The organism is Microbispora sp. KK1-11 (assembly GCF_006874435.1).
Lineage (GTDB): Bacteria > Actinomycetota > Actinomycetes > Streptosporangiales > Streptosporangiaceae > Microbispora > Microbispora catharanthi.
Map to the genome: position 1 here is coordinate 1 of NZ_VIRJ01000008.1, position 21,671 is coordinate 21,671.

Sequence of the window (21,671 nt, forward strand, 5' to 3'; positions counted from 1 at the left end):
CGACGACGGCCCAGTACTCCCCGGCGGGGATGTCTTCGGGCTTGCGGGTGTCGCTGACCGTGACGGTGGGCAGGGTGCCGGTGAACTGGCGGGCGGCGGCGTCCGAGCCGCTTTCCTGCAGGGAGACGCCGTTGTTGTCGGCCACGGTCATCGACAGCTGGCCGGGGGTGGTGGTGGGCGTGATGTTGACCGACACGTCGATGCCGCTGCTGGGGTTGTCGTCGGCGGCGGCGGGACCGGCCACGCCGGCGCCGGCGAGGGTGAGGCCGAGCACGGACGCGGCGAGTATCTGGGTGGTCCTGTTGATTCTCATGTATCGCTCCATTTATGAGGGGCGGGGCAGGGCGGATTCATGGGGACGGGGCCGGCCGGCTGGTCGGCCGGCCGGCCGCGGTGTGAGCAGCTCAGCGGCAACTGGCCGCGGTGTAGGTGGCGTCGTAGGTCGAGGTGACCTGCTTGCCGTCGATCGTGGCGGTCGCCTTCACGGTGGCCGTGCCGGCGTCGATCTGGGCGGCGCGGGTGTTGAAGGACTGGTAGGCCTGCTTGCCCGGGGCCACGTCGGCCACGGTCTTGGACCCGTACGGGGTGGTCAGCGTGATCGTCGCCGGCACGCCGGAGTCGTTGACGGCCGTGACCGCCACGTACGCCGAGCTGCCGATGCAGCGGGACGAGGAGGTGACGGTCAGCTTGACTTCAGGCGAGGACGACGGGTTCGCGTCGAAGGACCAGGAGTCGACCTCGAAGAGGTCCGCTCCGTCGGGCCCGGCGTAGGTGAAGTACACGTCGTGCACGCCCTTGACGCCGTCGAGCTTGGCGGTCAGCTTCGTCCACTCGCCGAGCGGCGCGTCGACGGGAATGGTCGCCACCACGGGCGAGGTGCGGCCGTCGAGACGAACCTCGATCTTCCCGCCGACCACGAGCGGGCGCACCTTGGCGGTGACGCCGGCGGCGCCGCCCGTGCCGAAGTCGACCTTCGCGAGCGACGTCCAGTCGCCGTTGTCGATGTCGTGCACCACGAGGTTCGGGGCCTGCGCGCCGAACTCCTCGGACCCACCGTCGATCTTCTTCGTCGCGATGCCCTGCTGCCAGGCGATCGTCTCGGCCTCGATCACCCGGTACGGGTCGAGGTTGTGGATCTGCTCGACGCCCTTGTAGTCGCCCTTCACCTCCTTGATCGTGCCGTCCGGGTTGAAGTCGAGCTTGGCGAGGTGCGGGCTGCGGAAGCCCTGCGTGGCACCGCCCGTGATGCGGCTGTTGAGCGTCTGGGCGTGGTAGGTGAAGTAGTACTGCCCGTCGAGCTTGAACACCGACTGGTGGTTGTTGCCGCCGGCGCCGAAGTAGGTGCCGGGGTTCTTGAAGATGATCCCCTTGTACGTCTCGGGGGTCCACGGGCCCATCGGGCTGTCGGCCATGAGGTAGGCGATCGCCCCGGTCGGCGGGCCGTTGGGGTCGATCGGGCCGCCGAACCCGAAGTTCGACGAGTACGAGTAGTAGTACTTGCCGTCGCGCTTGAACAGGTGACCGGCCTCGAACACGAGCGGCGCGTCGATGACCTCCGCCGAGCCCTTCGTGCTGATCATGTCGTCGCCGAGCCTGATCACCCGCGTGGACTTCGGGTGGTTGGTGTTCTCGGCGCTGCGCGTCCCGTCGTCGCCGCCACCGCCGAAGACGAGGTAGCCCTGGCCGTCGTCGTCGATGAACACGCCGGGGTCGAACAGCCAGTTGATGCCGTTGGACGCGCCCGGCGTCGCGCTCGTGATGAGCAGGTTGCCACGCTCGTCATGCCACGGACCGACCGGCGAGTCGCCGACGATGACGCCGGAGCCGCCGCCGTTGTTGGCAAAGTAGAGGAAGAACTTCTCCTTGCCGTCGACGACCTTGCTCTCCATCGCGGGGGCCCACGAGTTGTTCGCGTAGCGGGCGACCCCGTTCGGGCCGGCGACGGGGATCTCGCCGTGGTCGACCCAGTTCATGAGGTCGTCGGACGAGATGACCGTGATCGTGTTGATGCTGGCGTAGGTGTTCGTCGAGGAGACCCCGGTGGGGCCGGGCTTGTACTCCTGCGTGTCGTTGGTCATGTAGATGTACACGCGGCCGTCGTGGACGAACGCGTTGCCGTCCGCGCCGAACTTGTGCGAGATGAGCGGGTTGCCCTCGCCGGGGTTCTTGCCGAGCGCCTCGATGGTCGTCGACGGGACGAACTCCGTGACGGACACGTCGTCGACCTTGAAGTCCATGAGGTGCGTGTCCGGAGCGGACGCGGGGTTCGACGTCCACGGCGTCTCGAAGAACAGCCTGGCCGTGGAGACGCTCTGCCCGGCGGGAATCGTGAAGGTGCCCTGGATGAGCCCCCACTGTCCGCGGGCCACCGTCACCGTGCCGACGTTCGTGTAGGTCGAGCCGCCGTAGTGCATGGTGGCGAAGAACTGCTTGGTCGCCGGGCTGTTGGGGTTCTCGTACTTCACCCGCGCCGTGATCGCGTACGTCTTGCCGGCCTGCACCTTGCCGGACAGGTCCTGCATCGGGCCGGATCCGGTCGTCTTGCGGCCGGTGACGAGCACGGCGCTCGAGCCCGTGTACGCGTCCGTCGTGGCCGAGAGCGTGGCGCCGTCGGTCGCGTTGCCGTTGTTGACGAACCAGCTGCCGAGGCCGTCCTCGAACCCGCCGTTCACGATGATGTTCGGGGCGGCGGCCTGGACCGGGCCCGCCGTCGCGGCGACCGCCGCGCCCAGCAGGGCACCGGCCACCGCCATGGCGGCGACCCGCCGTCGGGTCGTCCTTCGAACACGCTTCAACACGAAATATTCTCCTTGACCTCAGAATTTTCCGGGGACACGGACCGCCGCGGGGCGGTCGGCTCACTGCGGCAGGGATGGGCGGCCGCCCGCCCTGGCGAACCGCGCAGATGCGCGCGACGTGTTGTGGGGGGCCGGCCGGCTGGTCGGCCGGCCCCGGTGTGGTCAGCGAAGCCGGCCGCGGTGTGAGCAGCTCAGCGGCAACTGGCCGCGGTGTAGGCGACGTCGTAGGTCGAGGTGACCTGCTTGCCGTCGATCGTGGCGGTCGCCTTCACGGTGGCCGTGCCGGCGTCGATGTGGGCGGCGCGGGTGTTGAAGGACTGGTAGACCTGCTTGCCCGGGGCCACGTCGGCCACGGTCTTGGACCCGTACGGGGTGGTCAGCGTGATCGTCGCCGGCACGCCGGAGTCGTTGACGGCCGTGACCGCCACGTACGCCGAGCTGCCGATGCAGCGGGACGAGGAGGTGACGGTCAGCTTGACCTCGGGTGTGGCGGACTTGAGCGTGCCGAGCCGCGCCAGCTGGTAGCTGAGCGCCCGCTCCGGAGCGTCGATCTGGTTCTGGGTGCCGAACTCACCGGCCCGCGCCGCCTTCGCGCCGTCGAGCGCCGCCTGCATGCCGGCCCAGGCGTCCGCCGGGTAGTCGCTCTTGTCGAGCGTGCCCGCGTACGCGATGGCCGCGTCGAGGGCGCTCGTGTCGAGCGCCTTGTTCTGCGCGGTCAGCGTGTCGCTGAGCTTGTAGTAGTCGAAGTCGACGTGCCCGCCCTTCTCCTTCGTCGCGTAGTCGAACAGGCCGATCCGGTGTCCCATGAAGTGCGAGAGGCTGCCGTCCAGGGTCTGCGGGCCGACACGGCTGCCCAGCTGGGTCCACTTCAGCCCGTCGAGGCTGTAGTAGAACGTCGTCCACAGCTGCCCGACGGGCGAGCTGAAGTCGAGGTCCGCCTTCACGTACACCTGGGTCGCGTCTCCCAGCGGCACCGTCGTGCCCGGCACGAAGTTCTCGATCGCCGCCTGGTCGATGTCGACCGCGAACGGCTGCACCCGGTTGACGACGCCCAGCGTGTTCTGGCCGTCGACGCGCTTGACCGCCGCATAGGAGAACCCGCGGTTGTAGGCGGCCAGACCGGCGACGTCACCGTTCTTCATGCCGGAGATGTCCATCCTGGTCTCGACGGACTGCCGCGGCCCGAACGTACGCTGCGAGAGCGTGTTCCGCGCCTCCTCGAACCAGGTCAACTCGTCCCGGTTGGACAGCTTGGTGTAGACGTACTTGCCGGTGACCACCTTGCCGGTCGTCAGCCGCAGCCATCCGTCCCGGTCGGTGAGCGACCAGTAGCGGTTGTCGGGGGCGTGGTTCCACTCCCACACCGGGTCGAGCCGCGACCCGTTGGGGGCGATCTCCTCCTTGGAGGGGCTCTCGGTCGTCACCGGCTGCCCGACGATCGAGACGTCGTCGATCAGGTAGTCCACGCTCGACGACGCCGGCTGCGGGTTGCCCCACGGGGTCTCGACCGCGAACTTGAAGTTGTCCACGTTCGCCGTCGCCGGGATGGTGTACTGGCCCGTCACGGTCGTCCACTGCCCGGCGGGAACGTTCCCGGACGTCATCGTCTGGACGCCCGCGCCCCAGTCGGCCACGAGGTTGAACCGGATGCTGCTCGGGCCCGAGGTGTACTTGATCTTCGCCGACACGGTGTAGGTCACACCGCGCTGCACCTTGCCGTTGAGGAACTGGTTCGGCCCGGAACCGTTGAGGGTGCGGTTGCTCACCTTCAGCGCGGCCGAGCCCGCGGCCGGATCGGTCGTGTCCCGGCCGAGCGTGGCGCCGTACTGCCCGGCCCACGGCGAGACCGCGTCGGACTCGAACCCGGGGTTCTGCAGGAGCTCGACGCCGATGAGCGAGTCGTCGTACTTGGGCGGGTCAGGGATCGTCCACTGCTCGTCCATGTACGCCTTGTGCGGCGCGTCGTTGGCGAAGTCGTCGGAGGCGACGAGGCTCTTCTGCTGCTCGAACCTCTCCTCCTCCGGGCTCAGCTTGATCGGCTTGTCGAAGCCGCCGTTCACCGGCACGACCCCGTTGTTGCCGAACGTCGGCCAGCCGTCCTGCCAGGTGGCGGGAATGAGCGCCGGGGTGCGCCCGATCGGGAAGTTGTCGCGGAAGAACATGCCATACCAGTCGGTGCCGCCGTTGCGGGAGATCGGCACGAGGCTGCCCTGGGCGAAGCCGTTGGAGTTGAGCACCCCGCGCGCCTCGTAGGTGTTCGAGCCGTCCGCCGACGTGTAGCGTCCGAGCAGGTCCTTCGAGCGGAACATGGCGACCTGGCGTCCCTGCCCGGACGGCCAGGTGATGATGACCACGTAGTAGTAGCCGTTGATGTGGAAGACCTGGGCGCCCTCGAACAGGCCGCCGATGAACGGCTTGCCGGCGTAGTCGCTCGCCGCGAAGATGCTCGGAAAGTCCTTGTCGATGCCCGACATGTCGGACTTGAGGCGCACGGCGCTCGTGCTGCCGGAGCCGTAGAAGATGTACGGCGTGCCGTCGTCGTCGAAGAAGAGCGACGGGTCGTGCAGGGCGCGGCCGAGCGGCGTGCGCGTCCACTTCCCGTTCTCGACGTCGTCGGTGCTGTAGAGGTACGCGCCGCCGAGGTTGTTGGTGTTGAAGACGACGTAGAACTTGCCGTCGTGGTAGCGCAGCGACGACGCCCACTGGCCCTGGCCGTACGAGTTCTGCCCGTTGCGCAGGGAGAACGCGTCGCCGATGTCCGCCCGGTCGAACACGTAGTTGACGATCTCCCAGTTCACCAGGTCGTAGGACTTCATGATCGGCGCGCCCGGGCTCAGGTGCATCGTCGTGCTGATCATGTAGTAGACGTCCCGGTGCTCCTTGTTCTCCGCGGCCGGGACGCGCTCCACGCTGATGTCCGGCACGTCGGAGTTGAGGATCGGCACGGTGTAGGTGCCGTCACCGTGGTCGGTCGAGGTGTACGACGGCGTCGGCGACCATCCGCCGGAGGCGTTCGCCACACCACCGTGGGACACGAGACCGCCGCACACGAGCGCGGCGGCAGTCGCGAGCGAGATCCTCCGGAACCGTCGGGGGATCGCCGTGGATCGGCGATTTTCGGGCACGCGAAACTCCTCTGATGGGCGATGTCAGGCGATGCCTGACAGCAGTGGGGGTGGGATCTGAGTGAGCGGTCGACGGGAGTGCGGGTGAATCGCCGGCCCGCGAAGGAGGAGGTCCCGGGTCCGGTCGGCGTGGCGGTCCCGCTGGAAGGGGCGGAGCGTGCGGGCTCGCGGTGAAGGCGGTGTCCTACCGGTTGTGCGGTGTGGACAGGGAGGCGTTCACCTCAGGTGCGCAGGTAAGGCGGACGTGATCCGATCGCGCATGAGGGGGGGCGTATTCGTGCGGGCGGGGCGGCGTGAAACGTTCCCGCGGAGGGGCGGGGTGAGGTGCGGCGGGGGGACCGCTCTCATCGGGGGGCTCCTCGACCTGTTAGCGCTAACATTTTTGGACTGCGGGTAGATGCGGCGATGTCCCGTGACCGTAGGTGGGGACGGCGCGCACTGTCAAGAGTGTGAGACGTGCACCGAGGCCAGTAACGTACTGTCCGTAAGTCGGAAAATTACCGTCGCGGCACGTCAGGGAGCGGTCCAGCAGGGTGGATAACGGATCCGCCTCCGGAGGAGCCCTCTTCGTGTCGGTTTCTGGCGTTCGATGACAAATTGGTGACGTGTCCTCCTTGTCGTGATCAAGGCCGTACCATCCTTGATGTACGACGAGGGGAGTGTTGTGGACGAGCGTAAGGCGCCGGCGGGCGTCGACCCGTTTACGCCGAGCGTCGCCCGGATGTATGACTACTACCTGGGCGGCAAGGACAATTTCGCGGCGGACCGCGAGGCGGCCGAGAAGATCATCGAGATCCTGCCCAACCTTCCCGACATCGCCCGGGAGAACCGCGAGTTCCTGATCCGGGCCGTCACCCACCTCACGCGGCAGGGCATCCGCCAGTTCCTCGACGTCGGCGCCGGGCTTCCGACGCAGCGCAACGTCCACCAGGTCGCCCAGGAACTGGCCCCGGAGTCCCGGGTCGTCTACGTGGACAACGACCCCATCGTCCTCGTCCACGCGCGGGCCATCCTCGCTGAGAACGAGCGGGTGCGCGCGGTCGAGGCGGACATGCGCGACCCCGAGGCGCTGCTGCGGCATCCGGAGGTCAGGGAGCACATCGACTTCTCCCAGCCGCTCGCCGTCCTCCTGCTCGGCGTGCTGCACTTCGTCCCGGACGACGACGAGGCCATGAAGATCGTCACGACCCTTCGCGGCTCGCTCGTGCCGGGCGGTTACCTGGTCGTGTCGCACGGCTCCCTCGGCGACCTGAGCGACGACCAGGAGGAGGAGGGCCGCAAGGTCTTCAGCCGGACCTCCGTCCCCGGCACCACCTCCCGGTCGTACGACCAGATCCTCGCGTTCTTCGACGGCGTCGACCTGGTCGAGCCGGGAGTGGTGCCGCTGCAGGAGTGGCGGCCCGACACCGACCACCCCTTCGTCCGGGAGGGCAAGGCCGGCGCGCTCGGCGGCGTGGGCCGCGTCCGCTGACGCCGAAGCGGGACACCCCGGCTCACGGGGGAGCGGGCAGGCGGGCTTCGGCGTGGTCCCAGGCGGTCTCCCCGCCCACGGGACGGTAGGTCAGGAGCGGTTCGCTGCGGCGTACGAGGTCGCGGATGTCGTCCACCTCGCCGTGGGCGCGGGCCTGCACCAGGCCGTTGCCGAGGGCGGCGGCCTCGACGGGTCCGGTGACCACGGGCAGCCCGGTGGCGTCGGCGGTCATCCGGCACAGCAGGGCGTTGCGTGCGCCGCCGCCGACCACGTGGACGACGTCCACGTCGCGGCCGCTGAGCCGCACGGCCTGGCGGATCGTGCGGCGATAGGCGAGGGCCAGGATCTCCAGCACGCAGCGAACGGTCGCCGCCCACCCGTCCGTACGGGGACGACGACGACCAGAAGTCGTTCCAGGAGACCCAAGGCCTGCTGCAGGCGTACCCGGACCTCAAGGGCATCATCGCGCCCACCACGGTCGGCATCTCGGCGGCGGCGCGCTAGAAGTTGTTCGAGCCGGCCTTCTACATGACCGACGTGCCGGACTGGGGCACCGCCTACGCCCACTGCATGGCGTTGGGGCCGAGGGCGCAGGTCGTGGTGGACACCGGTCATCACGCGCCGGGCACCAACATCGAGATCATCGTGGCGTTCCTGCTGCGTGAGGGCAGGCTCGGCGGGTTCGACTTCAACTCCCGCTTCTACGCCGACGACGACCTCATGGTCGGCGCCGCCGACCCGTTCCAGGAGAGCCGGCGGCACCCAGGCCGGCTGGGGCGCCTGACGTCTCGCGGAATCCCTCCGCACCGTCACCGGTCGCGCCTTGTCGCGGGCCGGTCCGGGGGCCGGTCTCCGGCCGCTCGGCCCGCCGCTGTAGCCTGCCGCCCGTCGCCCGTTTTGCCATAACTCGTCCCATAAGGCCATCATCGTCCGGACCCATCGAACCACTCGTAGGGGGAAATTTCATGACCACGCCGGTTGAGCAGTTGCTCGAACGCGCGCATCTGCTGGGAGCCGATCCCCGCAACACGAACTTCGCCGGGGGCAACGCCTCGGCCAAGGGAACGGCCCTCGACCCGGTCACCGGCACCGACGTGGAACTGATGTGGGTGAAGGGGTCGGGCGGCGACCTCGCCACGCTCACCGAGGCCGGCCTGGCCGTGCTCCGGCTCGACCGGCTGCGCGCGCTCACCGGCGTCTACCCCGGCGTCGAACGCGAGGACGAGATGGTCGCGGCCTTCGATCACTGCGCCTTCGGCAAGGGCGGAGCGGCGCCGTCGATCGACACCACGATGCACGGCCTGGTCGACGCGGCGCACGTCGACCACCTCCACCCCGACGCGGGGATCGCCATCGCTGCCGCCGCCGACGGCGAGGTGCTGACCCGGCGCATCTACGGCGACCGGGTCGTCTGGGTGCCCTGGCGGCGGCCCGGCTTCCAGCTCGGCCTCGACATCGCCGCCATCAAGGACGCCAACCCCCAGGCCGTCGGCTGCATCCTCGGCGGGCACGGCATCACCGCCTGGGGCGACACCTCCGCCGAGTGCGCGGACAACTCGCTGTGGATCATCCGCACCGCCGAGGCGTACATCGCCGAGCACGGCAGACCCGAGCCGTTTGGACCGGTGAAGCCGGGCTACGCGCCGCTGCCGGAGGCGGCCAGGCGGGAGCGGGCGGCGGCGCTGTTCCCCGTGCTGCGCGGCCTGTGCTCGACCGACGTCCGCCAGGTCGGCCACTACACGGACACCCCCGAGGTGCTCGACTTCCTGTCCCGCGAGAAGCACGCGGCGCTCGCCGCCCGCGGCACATCCTGCCCCGACCACTTCCTGCGCACCAAGGTCGCGCCGATGGTGCTCGACCTGCCCGCCGACGCGCCGCTTGAGGACGTGATCTCCCGCCTCGGCGAGCTGCACGCGGCCTACCGCGAGGACTACCGCGCCTACTACGAGCGGCACGCCACCCCCACCTCGCCGCCGCTGCGCGGCGCCGACCCCGCCATCGTGCTCGTGCCGGGCGTCGGCATGTTCTCCTTCGGCAAGGACAAGCAGACCGCTCGCGTGGCGGGCCAGTTCTTCCTCAACGCGATCAACGTGATGCGCGGCGCCGAGGCGCTGTCGGCCTACGCCCCGATCGAGGAGTCGGAGAAGTTCCGCATCGAATACTGGGAGCTCGAGGAGGCCAAGCTGCGCCGCCTGCCGGCGCCCAAGCCGCTGGCCACCCGGATCGCCCTGGTCACCGGGGGCGGCTCGGGCATCGGCGCGGCCACCGCCCGCCGTCTGGCCGCCGAGGGCGCCTGCGTGGTGGTCGCCGACCGCGACCTCGCCGCCGCGGAGAAGGTCGCCGCCGACATCGGGGCCCGCGCCTCCCGTCAGGCCGATGCGGCCGTGGCCGTCCAGGCCGACGTCACCGACGAGGCCCAGGTCGTCGAGGCCGTACGGCAGGCCGTGCTGGCCTTCGGCGGGGTCGATCTGGTGGTCAACAACGCCGGGCTGTCGCTGTCGCGCTCCCTGCTGGAGACCACCGTGGACGACTGGGACCGTCAGCACGACGTGATGGCACGCGGCTCGTTCCTCGTCTCCCGCGAGACCGCCCGCATCATGATCGAACAGGGCATGGGCGGCGACATCGTCTACATCGCCTCCAAGAACGCGGTGTTCGCCGGGCCCGACAACGTCGCGTACGGCGCGGCCAAGGCCGGCCAGGCCCACCAGGTGCGCCTGCTCGCGGCCGAGCTCGGCGAGCACGGCATCCGCGTCAACGGGATCAACCCCGACGGGGTGGTGCGCGGCTCCGGCATCTTCGCCTCCGGCTGGGGCGCCAACCGGGCCGCCGTCTACGGCGTGCCGGAGGAGAAGCTGGGCGAGTTCTACGCCCAGCGCACCCTGCTCAAGCGGGAGGTGCTGCCCGAGCACGTCGCCGCCGCCGTCTTCGCCGTCACCGGCGGCGACCTGTCCCTCACCACCGGTCTGCACATCCCCGTCGACGCCGGAGTGGCCGCCGCGTTCCTGCGGTGACGAGCTGGTGCCCGGCCGGCACGAGGTGCCGGCCGGACCGCGTGCGCGATGAGCCGGGCGGTTCGGCCACCTCGCCGCGACGGCGCGCGCCTCTCGTCGGGGCGGGCCGTCCCCTCGCCCGGCTCTCGGCGAATGATGCCGTTTCCGGGTTCGCCTAACCCGCGATCGCCGGCCCGCACGGTGAAGTAGTAGAAGGTTCATGAAATAAAAATCTGTTACATCTCTTTCACGCATTGTTCGGCGGGTTGAAATCTGTGCTTGTTTCGCGGTGGATAACGCGCTTCGTTTTCTTGTGATGACACCCGGTGGCCCTGTATATCAGCGGCGACGTGAAAAACAATGCTCGGGAATGTGATTGAAGCCACAAGTGAGCGGCGACTTACCGATCTCGTGGCCGGGCCGCGTCGGCTGCCACTGAAACCGCTTTCCTGTCATGAAGCGCGCTGCGGATCCATGATCGCGAAGGGCGTAGACAAAAGAATCTCGCAAAATTCAGAACTCCGCGAAAAAGCCTAGCGTGGTCGGCGTAGTGATCAACTCGACCACTTGGGAGACAACCCTTGCGGAGATCATCCGTAGCCGTCGTCGTCACGACGGCCGCCCTCCTCGGCCTGCCCGCCGTGTCCGCCGCGGCGCAGACCGGCCCCTCAAAGCCCTCAAGCCCCTCTGCCCCCTCCGGTCCTTCCGCGGCGTCGGGAGCCGCCGCGGAAGGCGACCACACGGTCACCCTCGTCACCGGCGACACGGTGAAGGCGCACCTGGAGAACCACGACCTGCGCGTCCTGTCCGTCGAGCCGGGTGAGGGACGTACGGGCATCACCTTCGCGGTCACCGACCGCGGCGACCAGGTGTCGGTGGTCCCGTCGGACGCGGCCCCCCTCATCCGGGCCAACCGGCTCGACCCCCAGCTCTTCGAGGTGGGCACGCTGATCGCGGACGGCTACGACGACGCGCGCAGCCAGATCATCCCGGTCCTGACCACCTATCCCAAGAGCGCCACCAGCCAGAACGCCGAGCGGGCCGACGCCGCGCTCGGTTCGGCGGCCAAGCGCCGGCAGGCCTTCCCCCGCCTGGGTGTCAGCGCCTTCGCCGTCGGCAAGAAGTCCGCTCCCGACGGCTGGCGCGGCCTGACCGGCGGCTCGGCCGCGCCGAGCACCCTGCGCGGCGGTGTCACCAAGCTGTGGCTGGACGGCAAGGTGTCGGCCGGCCTCGACCAGAGCGTCCCGCACATCGGCGCGCCGACCGCATGGGCGAGCGGATACGACGGATCCGGCGTCAAGGTCGCGGTGCTGGACACCGGATACGACACCGATCACCCCGACCTGCAGGGCAAGGTCGTCGCCTCCGCCGACTTCACCGGCAACGCGAACGGCGTCGAGGACGGCAATTCCCACGGCACCCACGTCGCCTCGACCGTCGCCGGGTCCGGCGCCGCCTCGGGCGGGCTGTACAAGGGGGTCGCCCCGGGCGCGAGCCTGGTCGTCGGCAAGGTCCTCGGCAACGACAGCTGGGGCACCAGCTCCGCGATCATCGCGGGCATGGAATGGGCGGTCGGAGAGGAGGGCGCCAAGATCGTCAGCATGAGCATCCAGAGCGACCCGGGCTTCTCCGACCACCCCGTCGCCGCCGCGATCAACACCCTGACCTCGCAGTACGACGCGCTGTTCGTGGTCTGCTCGGGCAACTACGGCCCCGGCACGTCCACCATCAGCTCCATCGGCGTCGCCCAGTCGGCGCTGACCGTGGGCGCGGTGGACCTGACCGACACCGTGGCGGGCTTCTCCAGCCGCGGCCCCGTCGGCACCCAGGGCCTGAAGCCCGACATGACCGGGCCGGGCGTGGACATCACCGCGGCCGTGCCCGGTGGTGGCTACGGCACGATGAGCGGATGCTCGATGGCCACCCCGCACGTGGCGGGCACGGCCGCGCTCGTCAAGCAGCGGCACCCCGCCTGGGGCGCGCAGCGGCTCAAGGACGCCCTGATGGGCACGACCGCGGCCGCCGCCGGGTCCACCCCCTACACGTACGGCACCGGCCGGGTCGACGCGGCCCGCGCCGTGAGCCAGCAGCTCACCGCGAACCCGCCGAGCGCCGCCCTGTCGGTCACCGCCGCCCAGCCCACGGCCACGCAGACCGTGACCTACACCAACGACGCCGCCACCCCGGTCACGCTCAACCTGGCCGTGTCGGCCACCAACTCCACCGGCAGCACGCCTGCCCCGTCCGGCCTGTTCACCCTGAGCGGCAACCAGGTGACGGTGCCGGCCAGCGGCACCGCCCAGGTGACCGTCACCCTGCACCAGCTGACCGGCACCACCAGCCTGTACGGGGGCGTGCTGACCGCCACCTCGACCGGCGGCGCGTCGCTGCGCACCGCGCTCGGCGCGAGCGTCGAGGCGCCCTCCACCACGACCACCGTCCGCGTCCACTACAACCCGGGCACGGGCAACAGGATCGTCCTCCGCGGTGACACACCCCTGAGCTGGACCGCCGGCCAGGACTGCGTCAGCAAGGCGGCCGACCTGTGGGAGTGCGGGGTGAACGTCCCCGTGGGGCAGCAGTTCTTCTACAAGCCCCTGGTCAACGACAGCCTCTGGTCCACCGGCTCCAACTACTACGGCGTCGGCGGACAGACCTACGACATCTATCCCAGCTTCTGATCCTCCGCATCAGCGCCCTGCCGGCCGTGGCCGGCAGGGCGTTCGCGCGTCACGGGTCCGGGTCGCCCACTGCGTCCGAGACGGACTCGGCGCCGGGGTCCGCGGTGGACCGGCCGCTGTAACGCATCCTGATCTTGATGTCGCCGTCACCGTGACGTACCACTTCCTTCAGGCCGAGTCGCTGGTAGAGGGCGTGCGCGCGGTGGTTGACCGCCAGCACGTCCAGGATCAGGTCCTGCCCCCGCCGACCGGCCTGGTCCAGCAGCCCGCTGATGAGGTGGGTGCCGATGCCGCGTCCCTGGTAGTCGGGATGGATCTCGATCCGGGCGAGGTAGATCTCGGTGGGACCGTGATCGACGCTGAGCATGCCGACGTCGACTCCGTCGGCGGTGACGATCCGCGTGTTGCCGGGGTCGAAAACGCGCATGTGATGGTCGCGCTGGTCCTGCTCGTCCCACCCCCAGATCGCGGCAACGACGTCGCCCATGGCGGCCTTGTGCAGTCGGAAGCAGAACTCCTTGTCGGCGGCCGTGGCCGGCCGCAGCCCAATGGTGGTCACGTGACCTCCTTCGGAACACTCCGCCGCCGGCGCCGATGTTCCGACCGGCGACTCGGCGTGCGGTGTGGCTCGCGAGAAGGAATCGTAATCCGGCGGGCTACTCCCTTCCGGATCCGGTGTCACCGGGTGAAGGAACGTGTAGCCGCCCCGTCCGATCGCCGTCCGGGTTGATCTCGAGCCGCCGAAGCGACGGCACCAGTAGCGGCACCAGCATCGCCACCGCCGCCACCCCGCCGCCGGTGACGGCGACCGCCGCCGTTCCGAAGGCCGCGGCGAGGACCGGCGTGGACAGCTGGCCGAGGGGGATGGGCACGAAGGACCAGAACTCGTCGTGGGCGCCGACCCGGGAGAGCAGCCGCTCCGGGACGTGGGTGTTGTGAACGGTCTCCCACACGACGGTGAAGAACTCCGCGACCACTCCCGCCACGAATGCCGCCGCAGAGAGCCAGAACGTGTTCGCGCCGGCGCCGAGCAGGATCAGCGGGCCGGTGGCCAGTGCCATCGAGGACAGCGCCGGCACCATCGGCCGCCGCACCGCCAGCTTCACCATGATCACACTGGCTGTCAGCGCCCCGGCACCACGCGCGCTCAGCACCAGCCCCCAGCCCTCAGCGCCGATCGTGTCGTTCGCGATCACCGGGCCCAGGATCTGCCACACCCCCATGTTGACCGCGTTGAAGACGGCGAAGGCCGACGTCACCGTCCAGATCCACGGCGTGGAGCTGAAGTAGCGCCAGCCTTCCCGTAGTTCGCCGAGCATCGTCGGGTCGCTCTTCGCGCGCGGTGGCGGGCCGGGCAGCGACATCCGAGCGAAGAACGCCGCCGCCAGGAGGAAGGACGCGGCGTCCGCGGCGATCGCCCAGCCGCCGCCCACGGAGGCGGTCAACAAGCCTGCCGCGGTCGGGCCGACGATACGAGTGGCGTTCCTGACGGTCGCCAGCAGGGAGCTGGCCTGCTGGAGACCGCGTCCCGCCGCCAGATTGGAGACGATGCCGCGCAACGCGGGCTTGGTCAGTCCCTGAAAGACGCCGTTAAGGGCGGACAGCGGCAGCAGGAACGCCGGGTGCTGGTGAGCCAGGAGGAGGAACGCGACGCCGACCTGGGTGAGGCCGGCGCCCAGGCCGGCGAGGCACAGCACGGTGTCGCGCCGGTAACGGTCGGCGATTCCGCCGCCGAGGAGGAGCATCGCGACCATCGGGACCAAGGCCGCCGTGGTGACCGCGGACAGCCAGGCCGCGCTGCCGGTGATCTCAAGGACGCCGAAGGCCAGGGCGACAGGCGACATGGCGCTACCGGCCATGGAGATGGACTGGCCGGCCAGGAACCACCGGAAGGCGGCGGAACGGAGCGGATGCCCGGCCGCGAGGCCGGCACCCGATACCGGCGATACGTCGCTTCCGGACGGTTCAGGATCTCGATTCTCTGGCGCATCCGTTGCGGGCACGAGGGACCACCGTGCCAGCGCACGCAGGTCACCTCAAGCGGTTTTCGCAGAGCGGTCGCACCGCCGATCACGTCGCCTCGGACCGCACGCCCGAAGCGACGGCATAAGACGTCGCCGAGGCCGCGGCACTCACAAAGCCACACAGGGGTCGCTCACCCGGACGATTGACTGCGATGCTCGGAATCAGCGGATGTGGGGCCAGAACTGCAGGAGAAAGACTTCGGCCTCGTACTCCTCGGCCCCCAATTCGAAGTACTCGACGTCCTCAGGCTCCAGTTCGACCTCACGAGCCGACAGCCGGACCTGCCAGCGCATGTCACGCGCGCCCAGGTCGATCTGGAGCGGGCTCGCCTCTTCGTCGTCATTCTCGAGATGAACGACCCCCGATGTCGCCCGGAACTGGACGACGGTCTGTTCGTCCCAGACGCCGGCCGCCGTGGGCGGCGGCTCAGCGGTCCAGACCTCGAAGACGAACCTGCCCTTTGTCAGCTCCAGCACGTCGTCGCGCCGCACGATCGTCTCGATGACCATCAGATTCTGGGTGGTGGAGCACAGTTCACCGCCCATGAGCCGCGCGTCTTCCGTGTCGATGGTCGGGCCGTCGGCGTCAGCGAGGAGATAGCGTCCGTATCTGCGCAGGAAGGTGTTCTCGACGGTGATCAGCAAATCGGCCATAACGGCGCCGCCCATCCACCCGTCTCGAAGATCACCCGTGTCGACGATCAACACCATAGCGTCGCGGGTTCAGAAGACGGCGGCGGGCAGGGCGTTGGCGCGATCTTCGCTACCGAGTCGGTGCCCGTGATCGTCGCGGGCGCCGTGCTCACCGGGTTCGCCACCGGGCTGCTGCTGCCGACCCTGCTCACGTGGGCGGTCGGCGGGCTGCCGTTCGCGCGGCGGGGCCCGCGGCACCGGGCTGTGGACCGCCGCGCTGTTCCTCGGCGAGTTCCTGTCGCCGTTGCTCGTCAGCGCCCTGACCGCGGTGACCGGAGGGCTCGGCACGTCCCTCGCGGTGATCGGCGTCGCGTCGCTGGCGCTGGCCGCCCTGGTCGCCACCGTCCTGACCGTCCCGGCGTCACCACTCGACGCCGCCACCACCGCGCAGTAGCGCCGGCGTCTCGCCCGGGGTCACAGACCGGCGAGCGAGATCAGGGGCGTCCGGGTCGCCGCTCCGGCCAGAAGGGGTCCCGGCCGATAAAACCCAGCAGTTTGGTCTGGTTATCCGCATCGCCGGGCACCTCGACGCGAGCGCCGAACTGGCCGGAGGAGCGGATGACCTGCTCCATCTGCTCCATTTCAGCCAGGAGCCGAGCGCAGAAGCCGGCGTCCAGACGGTCGTCCTGGCCGGTGGCCCTGGACAGATCCCAGGTGTGCATGAACACATCGGCGGTGTAGAACCGGTCGATCGCGGTCGCCAGAGGCAGGCTGCCGATGTGTGGATTGGAGAGTTCCCGGTGGGCCGTCCCCGGATCGTCCAGCACCGCCTGCACAGCGTCACAGTGAACCTGCCACGCGGCGACCGGGTTCTCGTCCACCGGCGGGCCGCAGGGCAGTTCGATACCGGCCCCGGCGGCGAGAAACCCGGGGAACCATTCGGTCAGGTGGCGGACGACATCGCGGGCGGCCCAGCCGGCGACGGGGGAGGGCACGTCCCACGCCCTGGTGCCGCGCACCCGTTCGGTGAACAATCCGGCGACCTGCCGGTGCCGCTCGGCGGGGCGATCAGACAGCGCCATCGATGAGCATCCTCTCCAGCTTCGCGTAACCCTCGTCGACACCGACCTTCATACCGCTGCGCAGCCACGCACGCTTTCGAAGCTGCCGGCCGGCGACCGCGCCCGCAGCCGCGTACGGTCGTCGCCCAGGTCCTCGAACCGCAGCGTCTCCGGCGCGACTCCGTCGGGATCGCCCTCGACGTGAACATCTGCACGATACGGCCCGGCCGTACCTCGTGGAAGCGGCTGCCTCTCACCTGGCGCGCTGGCAGCCGGGTGTCAGCGGACGGGCAGCGGTCACGATTACCTCGCGGCGGTGCTGCTCAAGCGCCGCGACGCATGACCGAAGCGGCCCATCTCTGCGCGACGCCATTCGGGTCAGAAGCGGAACGCCTCGACGAACCGGTGGAGAAGCGCGGGATCGCCGTGCACCCGGACGCTGCCGTCGGCGAGTGCTTGGCCGGGGGTCGTGGCGCCGGTCATCAGGGCGTGGATTCCCTGATCGTTCAGCCTCTCGACGACGAGGTCCGGGGCGGGGTGCGGGCCGATGCCGACCGTCAGGACCCCGTCGATGATCTGTAGGCGGAGGGTGAAGTCGCCCATGCGGACCTCGTAGCCGACCACTTCCTCGCCCACGTGCTGCTGCCCGTGCTGCGCTTCGAGACCGACGTCGCCGCGCTGCGCTCCGGGCCCGTGCCGGTCGCCGTCGGCGTCGGAGCGGAATCGGGCGACGGCGTTCCCGCTCTGTCCGCCCGGGTGCTGGCCGAACGGCTCGGCGTCGAGCCGCTCATCTTCCCCGGCGATCCTGGCCCTCGACGTCGCCGCCTGCGCCGATATCATCCACGCGGCCCTCGCCCGACCGGGTCGACAGGGCGGGCCTGAGGCTTCGTGAGCATGACGAGGCCCGGCCGTACGATTCCGACGATGGGACCTGATCGACGATGAACCGACACGACAAATTGTTCACCGGCACCCCGCGCGTGGTGCGGGCGGCGGCCCTGGCCGACGCCGACCTCGATCCGGACCCGCTCGACCCCGCCCAGGTCGTGTCCGGAACCCCCGAGGTCCGCCACCTGGAGCTGGCGTCGGGCACGGACCTGGCGGTCGGCGTCTGGCAGCACGGACCGGGCGTGAGCACCGACACCGAGGCGGACGAGGTCTTCGTCGTGCTCGGCGGCAGCGCGACGATCGAGGTGGAGGACGGCCCGGTGCTCGACGTCGGCCCGGGCGACGTCGTCCTGATGCCCGGTGGCGCACGCACCGTGTGGACGGTGCACGAGACGCTCCGCAAGGTGTACGCCGTGCGTCCCTGATGACCTCGAAGCCTGCTGGTGACCGCGTCGGCGGGGCGTCCGGGGCTACCGGGAGGCCGGCGGGGGCGTCCGGCGGTCTCCCGGATCGAAGGGGACGTGGACGCGGCCCTCGGTGTGCATGAGCTCGAACGTCCTGCGGATCGACGCGGTGTCGTTGAGGTGCGGGAACGGGGCGTCCGGGGGAGCGGCGACCCCGAGGAAGGCGCACAGCGGTCCCCATCCCTCGCGCACGTCGAAGACCAGGAGCCGCTCGGCGGGAAGGGCGGCCAGCACCGCGGCGACATGCCGGTGGTAGGCCGCGACGGCCCGCTCCTCGTCCGGTGTGTGACCGGGCCGCCAGTGCTCGCCGAAGACCGACACGCTGATCCGCTCGAAGAGCGGCCGGAGGCTCGTCATCGCGGCGACGACGGGACGGATGGCCTCGGGTGCCTCGTCCTCCCGCATCGGCTCGCGCGGGCCGAGCGAGCCCAGCACGCGGAAGCTGGCGTACCAGCTGCGCGGGTCGCGGACCGTGAGGACGACCTTGGCGTCCGGATAGGCCCGTGCCAGCTCCCGCCAGAAGAAGCTGGCGGGCCAGTCCACGCAGGACCGGAAGCCCTCGAAGACGCGTTCCCAGTCACCCGGCCCGCCCGAGCAGACGGGCAGCCACCGTTCGGCGAGCTCCGGGCGGAGCAGGACCTCGAAGGTGTGGTAGCAGGGCCCGAAGCCGAGCCGTTCCAGTGCCGCCTTCGTCGACGTCGTTCCGGTGCGCGGAAGTCCCGCGCCGATGACCTCCAGCATGTCCAGGCTCCCGTCGTCGCCCCCGCCGGCTGACGCGGTAGACCATGCCCGCCCGCCCGATGTTCTCACGGCGCGCTGACGCTCCCACGGCATGCCGCCTCCACGATCTGACAATATTTCGGCGTCTCCATGAAACTTTCCAAGAGTCGTCGGTCCCCGGACGGGGCGGAGTGCCCCTGACGTCCTCCTCCTCGTCGGCACAGAACTCGCGATGATCTGCGGCTTGAGTCGCCAGAAAGTTTTAGGCACGCTTCGGAAACATTCACGCCGCCGGATCCGGTGAGGGTGTGGCATCCGCGATCTGCGAGCAGTACGGGAGCCCCGTCCCGGGCACCGTGGCCGCACGCCCCGGTCGGCGCAACCGGAGGAAGGACAGCTCACGTGAGACGACGCATCGTGGCCTTACTGGCCGCCGTGCTGATGCCCGTGGTCGCGGCGGCCACGTTGCTGGTCACCCAACCTGCCGCCGCGGCCTCGCTGACCCGGGTGACCAGCTTCGGCAACAACCCGAGCAACCTGAACATGTACATCTACGTGCCGGACCGGGTGGCCGCCCGGCCCGCGCTGCTGGTCGCCGTCCACTACTGCACGGGCACCGCGTCGGCGCTGTTCAGCGGATACTTCCGCGACTACGTGACCGCGGCCGACCAGTACGGGTTCATCATCGTGTTCCCCGAGGCCACGCGCAGCGGGCAGTGCTTCGACGTGTACTCGCCCCAGGCGCTGAAGCGGGGCGGCGGCAGCGACCCGGTCGGCATCATGTCGATGGTCGACTACGCCAAGTCGCGCTACAACGTGGACCCCGGCCGCGTCTACGTCAGCGGCGTCTCCTCCGGCGCGATGATGACCAACGTGCTGGCGGCCGAGTATCCGGACGTCTTCAAGGCGGGCTCGGCCTTCATGGGCGTCCCGGCGGGCTGCTTCGCCACCACCGACGGCTCCACCTGGAACAGCCAGTGCTCCGGCGGGCAGAGCATCAAGACCGCCCAGCAGTGGGGTGACCTGGCCCGTTCGATGTACTCCGGCTACAGCGGCTCCTACCCGCGCATGCAGCTGTGGCACGGCACCACCGACACCACGCTGAACTACAACAACTTCGGCGAAGAGATCAAGCAGTGGACCAACCTCAACGGCGTCAGCCAGACGCCCGTGTCCACCGACAGCCCGTCGTCGGGGTGGACCCGCACCCGGTACGGCAACACCGGCACCCAGCCGCCGGTCGAGGGCATCAGCGTCTCCGGTCAGGGGCACTCGCTGCCTCTCAACGGCATGATCGCCTATGCGATCGACTTCCTCGGCCTCACCAGCACCACGCCGAGCTCTCCCTCGCCCTCACCGTCGCCCACGCCGTCCCCCACACCGTCGCCCACCCCGCCGGACAGCCCGTCCCCGAGCCCGTCGTCCGGCCCGAGCGGCGGCCCGCCGGCCACGACCCTCGGCGCGGCCGCGGCCCGCAGCGGCCGATACTTCGGTACGGCGATCAGCGCGAACAAGCTGAGTGACTCGAACTACACGACGATCGCGAATCGTGAGTTCAACATGGTGACGGCCGAGAACGAGATGAAGATCGACGCCACCGAGCCGAACCAGAACCAGTTCAACTTCACCAACGCCGACCGGATCTACAACTGGGCGGTGCAGAACGGCAAGCAGGTGCGCGGCCACACGCTGGCCTGGCACTCCCAGCAGCCCGGCTGGATGCAGTCCCTCAGCGGCAGCGCGCTGCGCCAGGCGATGATCAACCACATCAACGGCGTGATGGCCCACTACAAGGGCAAGATCCCCTACTGGGACGTCGTCAACGAGGCCTTCGACGACAGCACCGGCGGACGGCGCGACTCCAACCTCCAGCGCACCGGCAACGACTGGATCGAGGTCGCCTTCCGCACCGCGCGCGCCGCCGACCCGGCCGCCAAGCTCTGCTACAACGACTACAACATCGACAACTGGACCTGGGCCAAGACCCAGGGCGTCTACAACATGGTCAAGGACTTCAAGCAGCGCGGCGTGCCGATCGACTGCGTCGGACTCCAGGGCCACTTCAACAGCGGCAGCGCCTACAACAGCAACTACCGCACCACGCTGCAGAGCTTCGCCGCTCTGGGCGTCGACGTGGCCATCACCGAGCTGGACGTCGAGGGCGCCTCGGCCACCACCTACGCCAACATCGTCAACGACTGCCTCGCGGTCTCGCGCTGCGTCGGCATCACCGTGTGGGGCGTGCGCGACAGCGACTCCTGGCGCTCCAGCCAGACCCCGCTGCTGTTCGACGGCAACGGCAACAAGAAGCCCGCCTACACCTCGGTCCTCAACGCCCTCAACGCCGCCGTTCCCGACACCTCGCCCAGCCCCACCCCGCCGGTGAGCCCGAGCCCGAGCCCGACTCCGCCGGTCAGCCCGTCGCCCGGGAACTCGCCGGAGCCGGGCGGGTGCAGCGCGACGATCCGGACGGTCAACTCCTGGCCCGGCGGCTTCCAGTCGGAGGTCACGGTCCGCGCCGGCAGCTCGGCGGTCAGCGGCTGGACGGTGGACTGGAGCTGGTCCGGCTCTCCGTCCATCACCCAGCTGTGGGGCGGCCTCAAGTCCGGATCCGGCGCCTCGGTCTTCGTGCGCAACGAGTCGTGGAACGGCGCGCTGGCCGCCAACGGCACCACCACCTTCGGGTTCGTCGCCAACGGCAGCGCGGAGACGCCGACGCTGACGTGCGGCGCCTCCTGACCGGTGGAACCGCTATGACGCGCTCCTGACCAGGAGGAGCGCCACGGGCACCCCCGCCACGCGCGGGGGTGCCC

Annotated in this window: 15 protein-coding genes and 2 pseudogenes; 7 read left to right on the forward strand and 10 right to left on the reverse strand. The window is 69.8% G+C overall.

Annotated elements, in window-relative coordinates:
- The 3 genes from FLW16_RS13820 to FLW16_RS13830 form a co-directional block, all read right to left on the reverse strand.
- The coding region (locus FLW16_RS13820) for a hypothetical protein (protein ID WP_221891060.1) at window positions 1-313 on the reverse strand (313 nt) is incomplete at its 3' end.
- A 91-nt stretch (window positions 314-404) separates the two neighbouring features.
- Window positions 405-2,798 (reverse strand): family 43 glycosylhydrolase, encoded by a 2,394-nt coding sequence (locus FLW16_RS13825; protein WP_142560427.1) that lies wholly within the window; start codon window positions 2,796-2,798, stop codon window positions 405-407.
- 191 nt (window positions 2,799-2,989) lie between these two features.
- Entirely contained in the window at window positions 2,990-5,923 is a 2,934-nt protein-coding gene (locus FLW16_RS13830) for a family 43 glycosylhydrolase (RefSeq protein ID WP_142560428.1), read from the reverse strand.
- A gap of 664 nt (window positions 5,924-6,587) precedes the next feature.
- Between FLW16_RS13830 and FLW16_RS13835 the strand changes: the two genes are divergently transcribed.
- Window positions 6,588-7,394, forward strand: coding sequence for an SAM-dependent methyltransferase (locus FLW16_RS13835; RefSeq protein WP_260615242.1), 807 nt, complete (start codon window positions 6,588-6,590; stop codon window positions 7,392-7,394).
- Window positions 7,395-7,416: 22 nt separating this feature from the next.
- Here the strand turns inward: FLW16_RS13835 and FLW16_RS13840 are convergent.
- Window positions 7,417-7,755, reverse strand: a pseudogene (locus FLW16_RS13840) (FGGY-family carbohydrate kinase); the annotation flags it as partial.
- A gap of 143 nt (window positions 7,756-7,898) precedes the next feature.
- Here FLW16_RS13840 and FLW16_RS13850 point away from each other — a divergent pair.
- The 3 genes and pseudogenes from FLW16_RS13850 to FLW16_RS13860 form a co-directional block, all read left to right on the forward strand.
- Window positions 7,899-8,141: pseudogene (locus tag FLW16_RS13850) on the forward strand (rhamnose isomerase); the annotation flags it as partial.
- A gap of 218 nt (window positions 8,142-8,359) precedes the next feature.
- On the forward strand, window positions 8,360-10,408 hold the full coding sequence (locus FLW16_RS13855; RefSeq protein ID WP_142560429.1) for a bifunctional aldolase/short-chain dehydrogenase: 2,049 nt from the start codon (window positions 8,360-8,362) through the stop codon (window positions 10,406-10,408).
- Between the two features lie 560 nt (window positions 10,409-10,968).
- On the forward strand, window positions 10,969-13,068 hold the full coding sequence (locus FLW16_RS13860) for a S8 family serine peptidase (RefSeq protein WP_142560430.1): 2,100 nt from the start codon (window positions 10,969-10,971) through the stop codon (window positions 13,066-13,068).
- A gap of 49 nt (window positions 13,069-13,117) precedes the next feature.
- Here the strand turns inward: FLW16_RS13860 and FLW16_RS13865 are convergent, their stop codons facing one another.
- The 3 genes from FLW16_RS13865 to FLW16_RS13875 form a co-directional block, all read right to left on the reverse strand.
- Window positions 13,118-13,627 carry a GNAT family N-acetyltransferase gene (locus tag FLW16_RS13865; protein ID WP_142560431.1) on the reverse strand — a complete coding sequence of 170 codons (510 nt, stop codon included), beginning with the start codon at window positions 13,625-13,627 and terminating at the stop codon, window positions 13,118-13,120.
- Between the two features lie 97 nt (window positions 13,628-13,724).
- On the reverse strand, window positions 13,725-15,071 hold the full coding sequence (locus FLW16_RS13870) for an MFS transporter (RefSeq protein ID WP_260615243.1): 1,347 nt from the start codon (window positions 15,069-15,071) through the stop codon (window positions 13,725-13,727).
- A gap of 183 nt (window positions 15,072-15,254) precedes the next feature.
- On the reverse strand, window positions 15,255-15,797 hold the full coding sequence (locus tag FLW16_RS13875; RefSeq protein ID WP_142560433.1) for a hypothetical protein: 543 nt from the start codon (window positions 15,795-15,797) through the stop codon (window positions 15,255-15,257).
- A gap of 232 nt (window positions 15,798-16,029) precedes the next feature.
- Here FLW16_RS13875 and FLW16_RS43645 point away from each other — a divergent pair, with 232 nt between their 5' ends.
- A complete protein-coding gene (locus FLW16_RS43645) occupies window positions 16,030-16,179 on the forward strand; it encodes a hypothetical protein (protein WP_185949409.1) in 150 nt (49 codons plus the stop codon).
- Between the two features lie 40 nt (window positions 16,180-16,219).
- Here the strand turns inward: FLW16_RS43645 and FLW16_RS13880 are convergent, their stop codons facing one another.
- Window positions 16,220-16,807, reverse strand: coding sequence for a TIGR03086 family metal-binding protein (locus FLW16_RS13880; protein ID WP_142560434.1), 588 nt, complete (start codon window positions 16,805-16,807; stop codon window positions 16,220-16,222).
- A gap of 357 nt (window positions 16,808-17,164) precedes the next feature.
- Window positions 17,165-17,626, reverse strand: a complete 462-nt coding sequence (locus tag FLW16_RS44465) for an SCP2 sterol-binding domain-containing protein (RefSeq protein WP_142560435.1) — start codon at window positions 17,624-17,626, stop codon at window positions 17,165-17,167.
- 101 nt (window positions 17,627-17,727) lie between these two features.
- On the opposite strand from FLW16_RS44465, the gene FLW16_RS13895 reads away from it, so the two are divergent.
- Window positions 17,728-18,099 carry a cupin domain-containing protein gene (locus FLW16_RS13895; RefSeq protein ID WP_142560436.1) on the forward strand — a complete coding sequence of 124 codons (372 nt, stop codon included), beginning with the start codon at window positions 17,728-17,730 and terminating at the stop codon, window positions 18,097-18,099.
- Between the two features lie 45 nt (window positions 18,100-18,144).
- Here the strand turns inward: FLW16_RS13895 and FLW16_RS13900 are convergent, their stop codons facing one another.
- Window positions 18,145-18,879: a sulfotransferase family protein gene (locus tag FLW16_RS13900; protein WP_185949410.1), complete on the reverse strand. Its 735-nt coding sequence runs from the start codon at window positions 18,877-18,879 to the stop codon at window positions 18,145-18,147.
- Window positions 18,880-19,260: 381 nt separating this feature from the next.
- Between FLW16_RS13900 and FLW16_RS13905 the strand changes: the two genes are divergently transcribed.
- Window positions 19,261-21,597, forward strand: a complete 2,337-nt coding sequence (locus tag FLW16_RS13905) for a PHB depolymerase family esterase (RefSeq protein ID WP_142560437.1) — start codon at window positions 19,261-19,263, stop codon at window positions 21,595-21,597.
- Window positions 21,598-21,671: the final 74 nt, after the last annotated feature.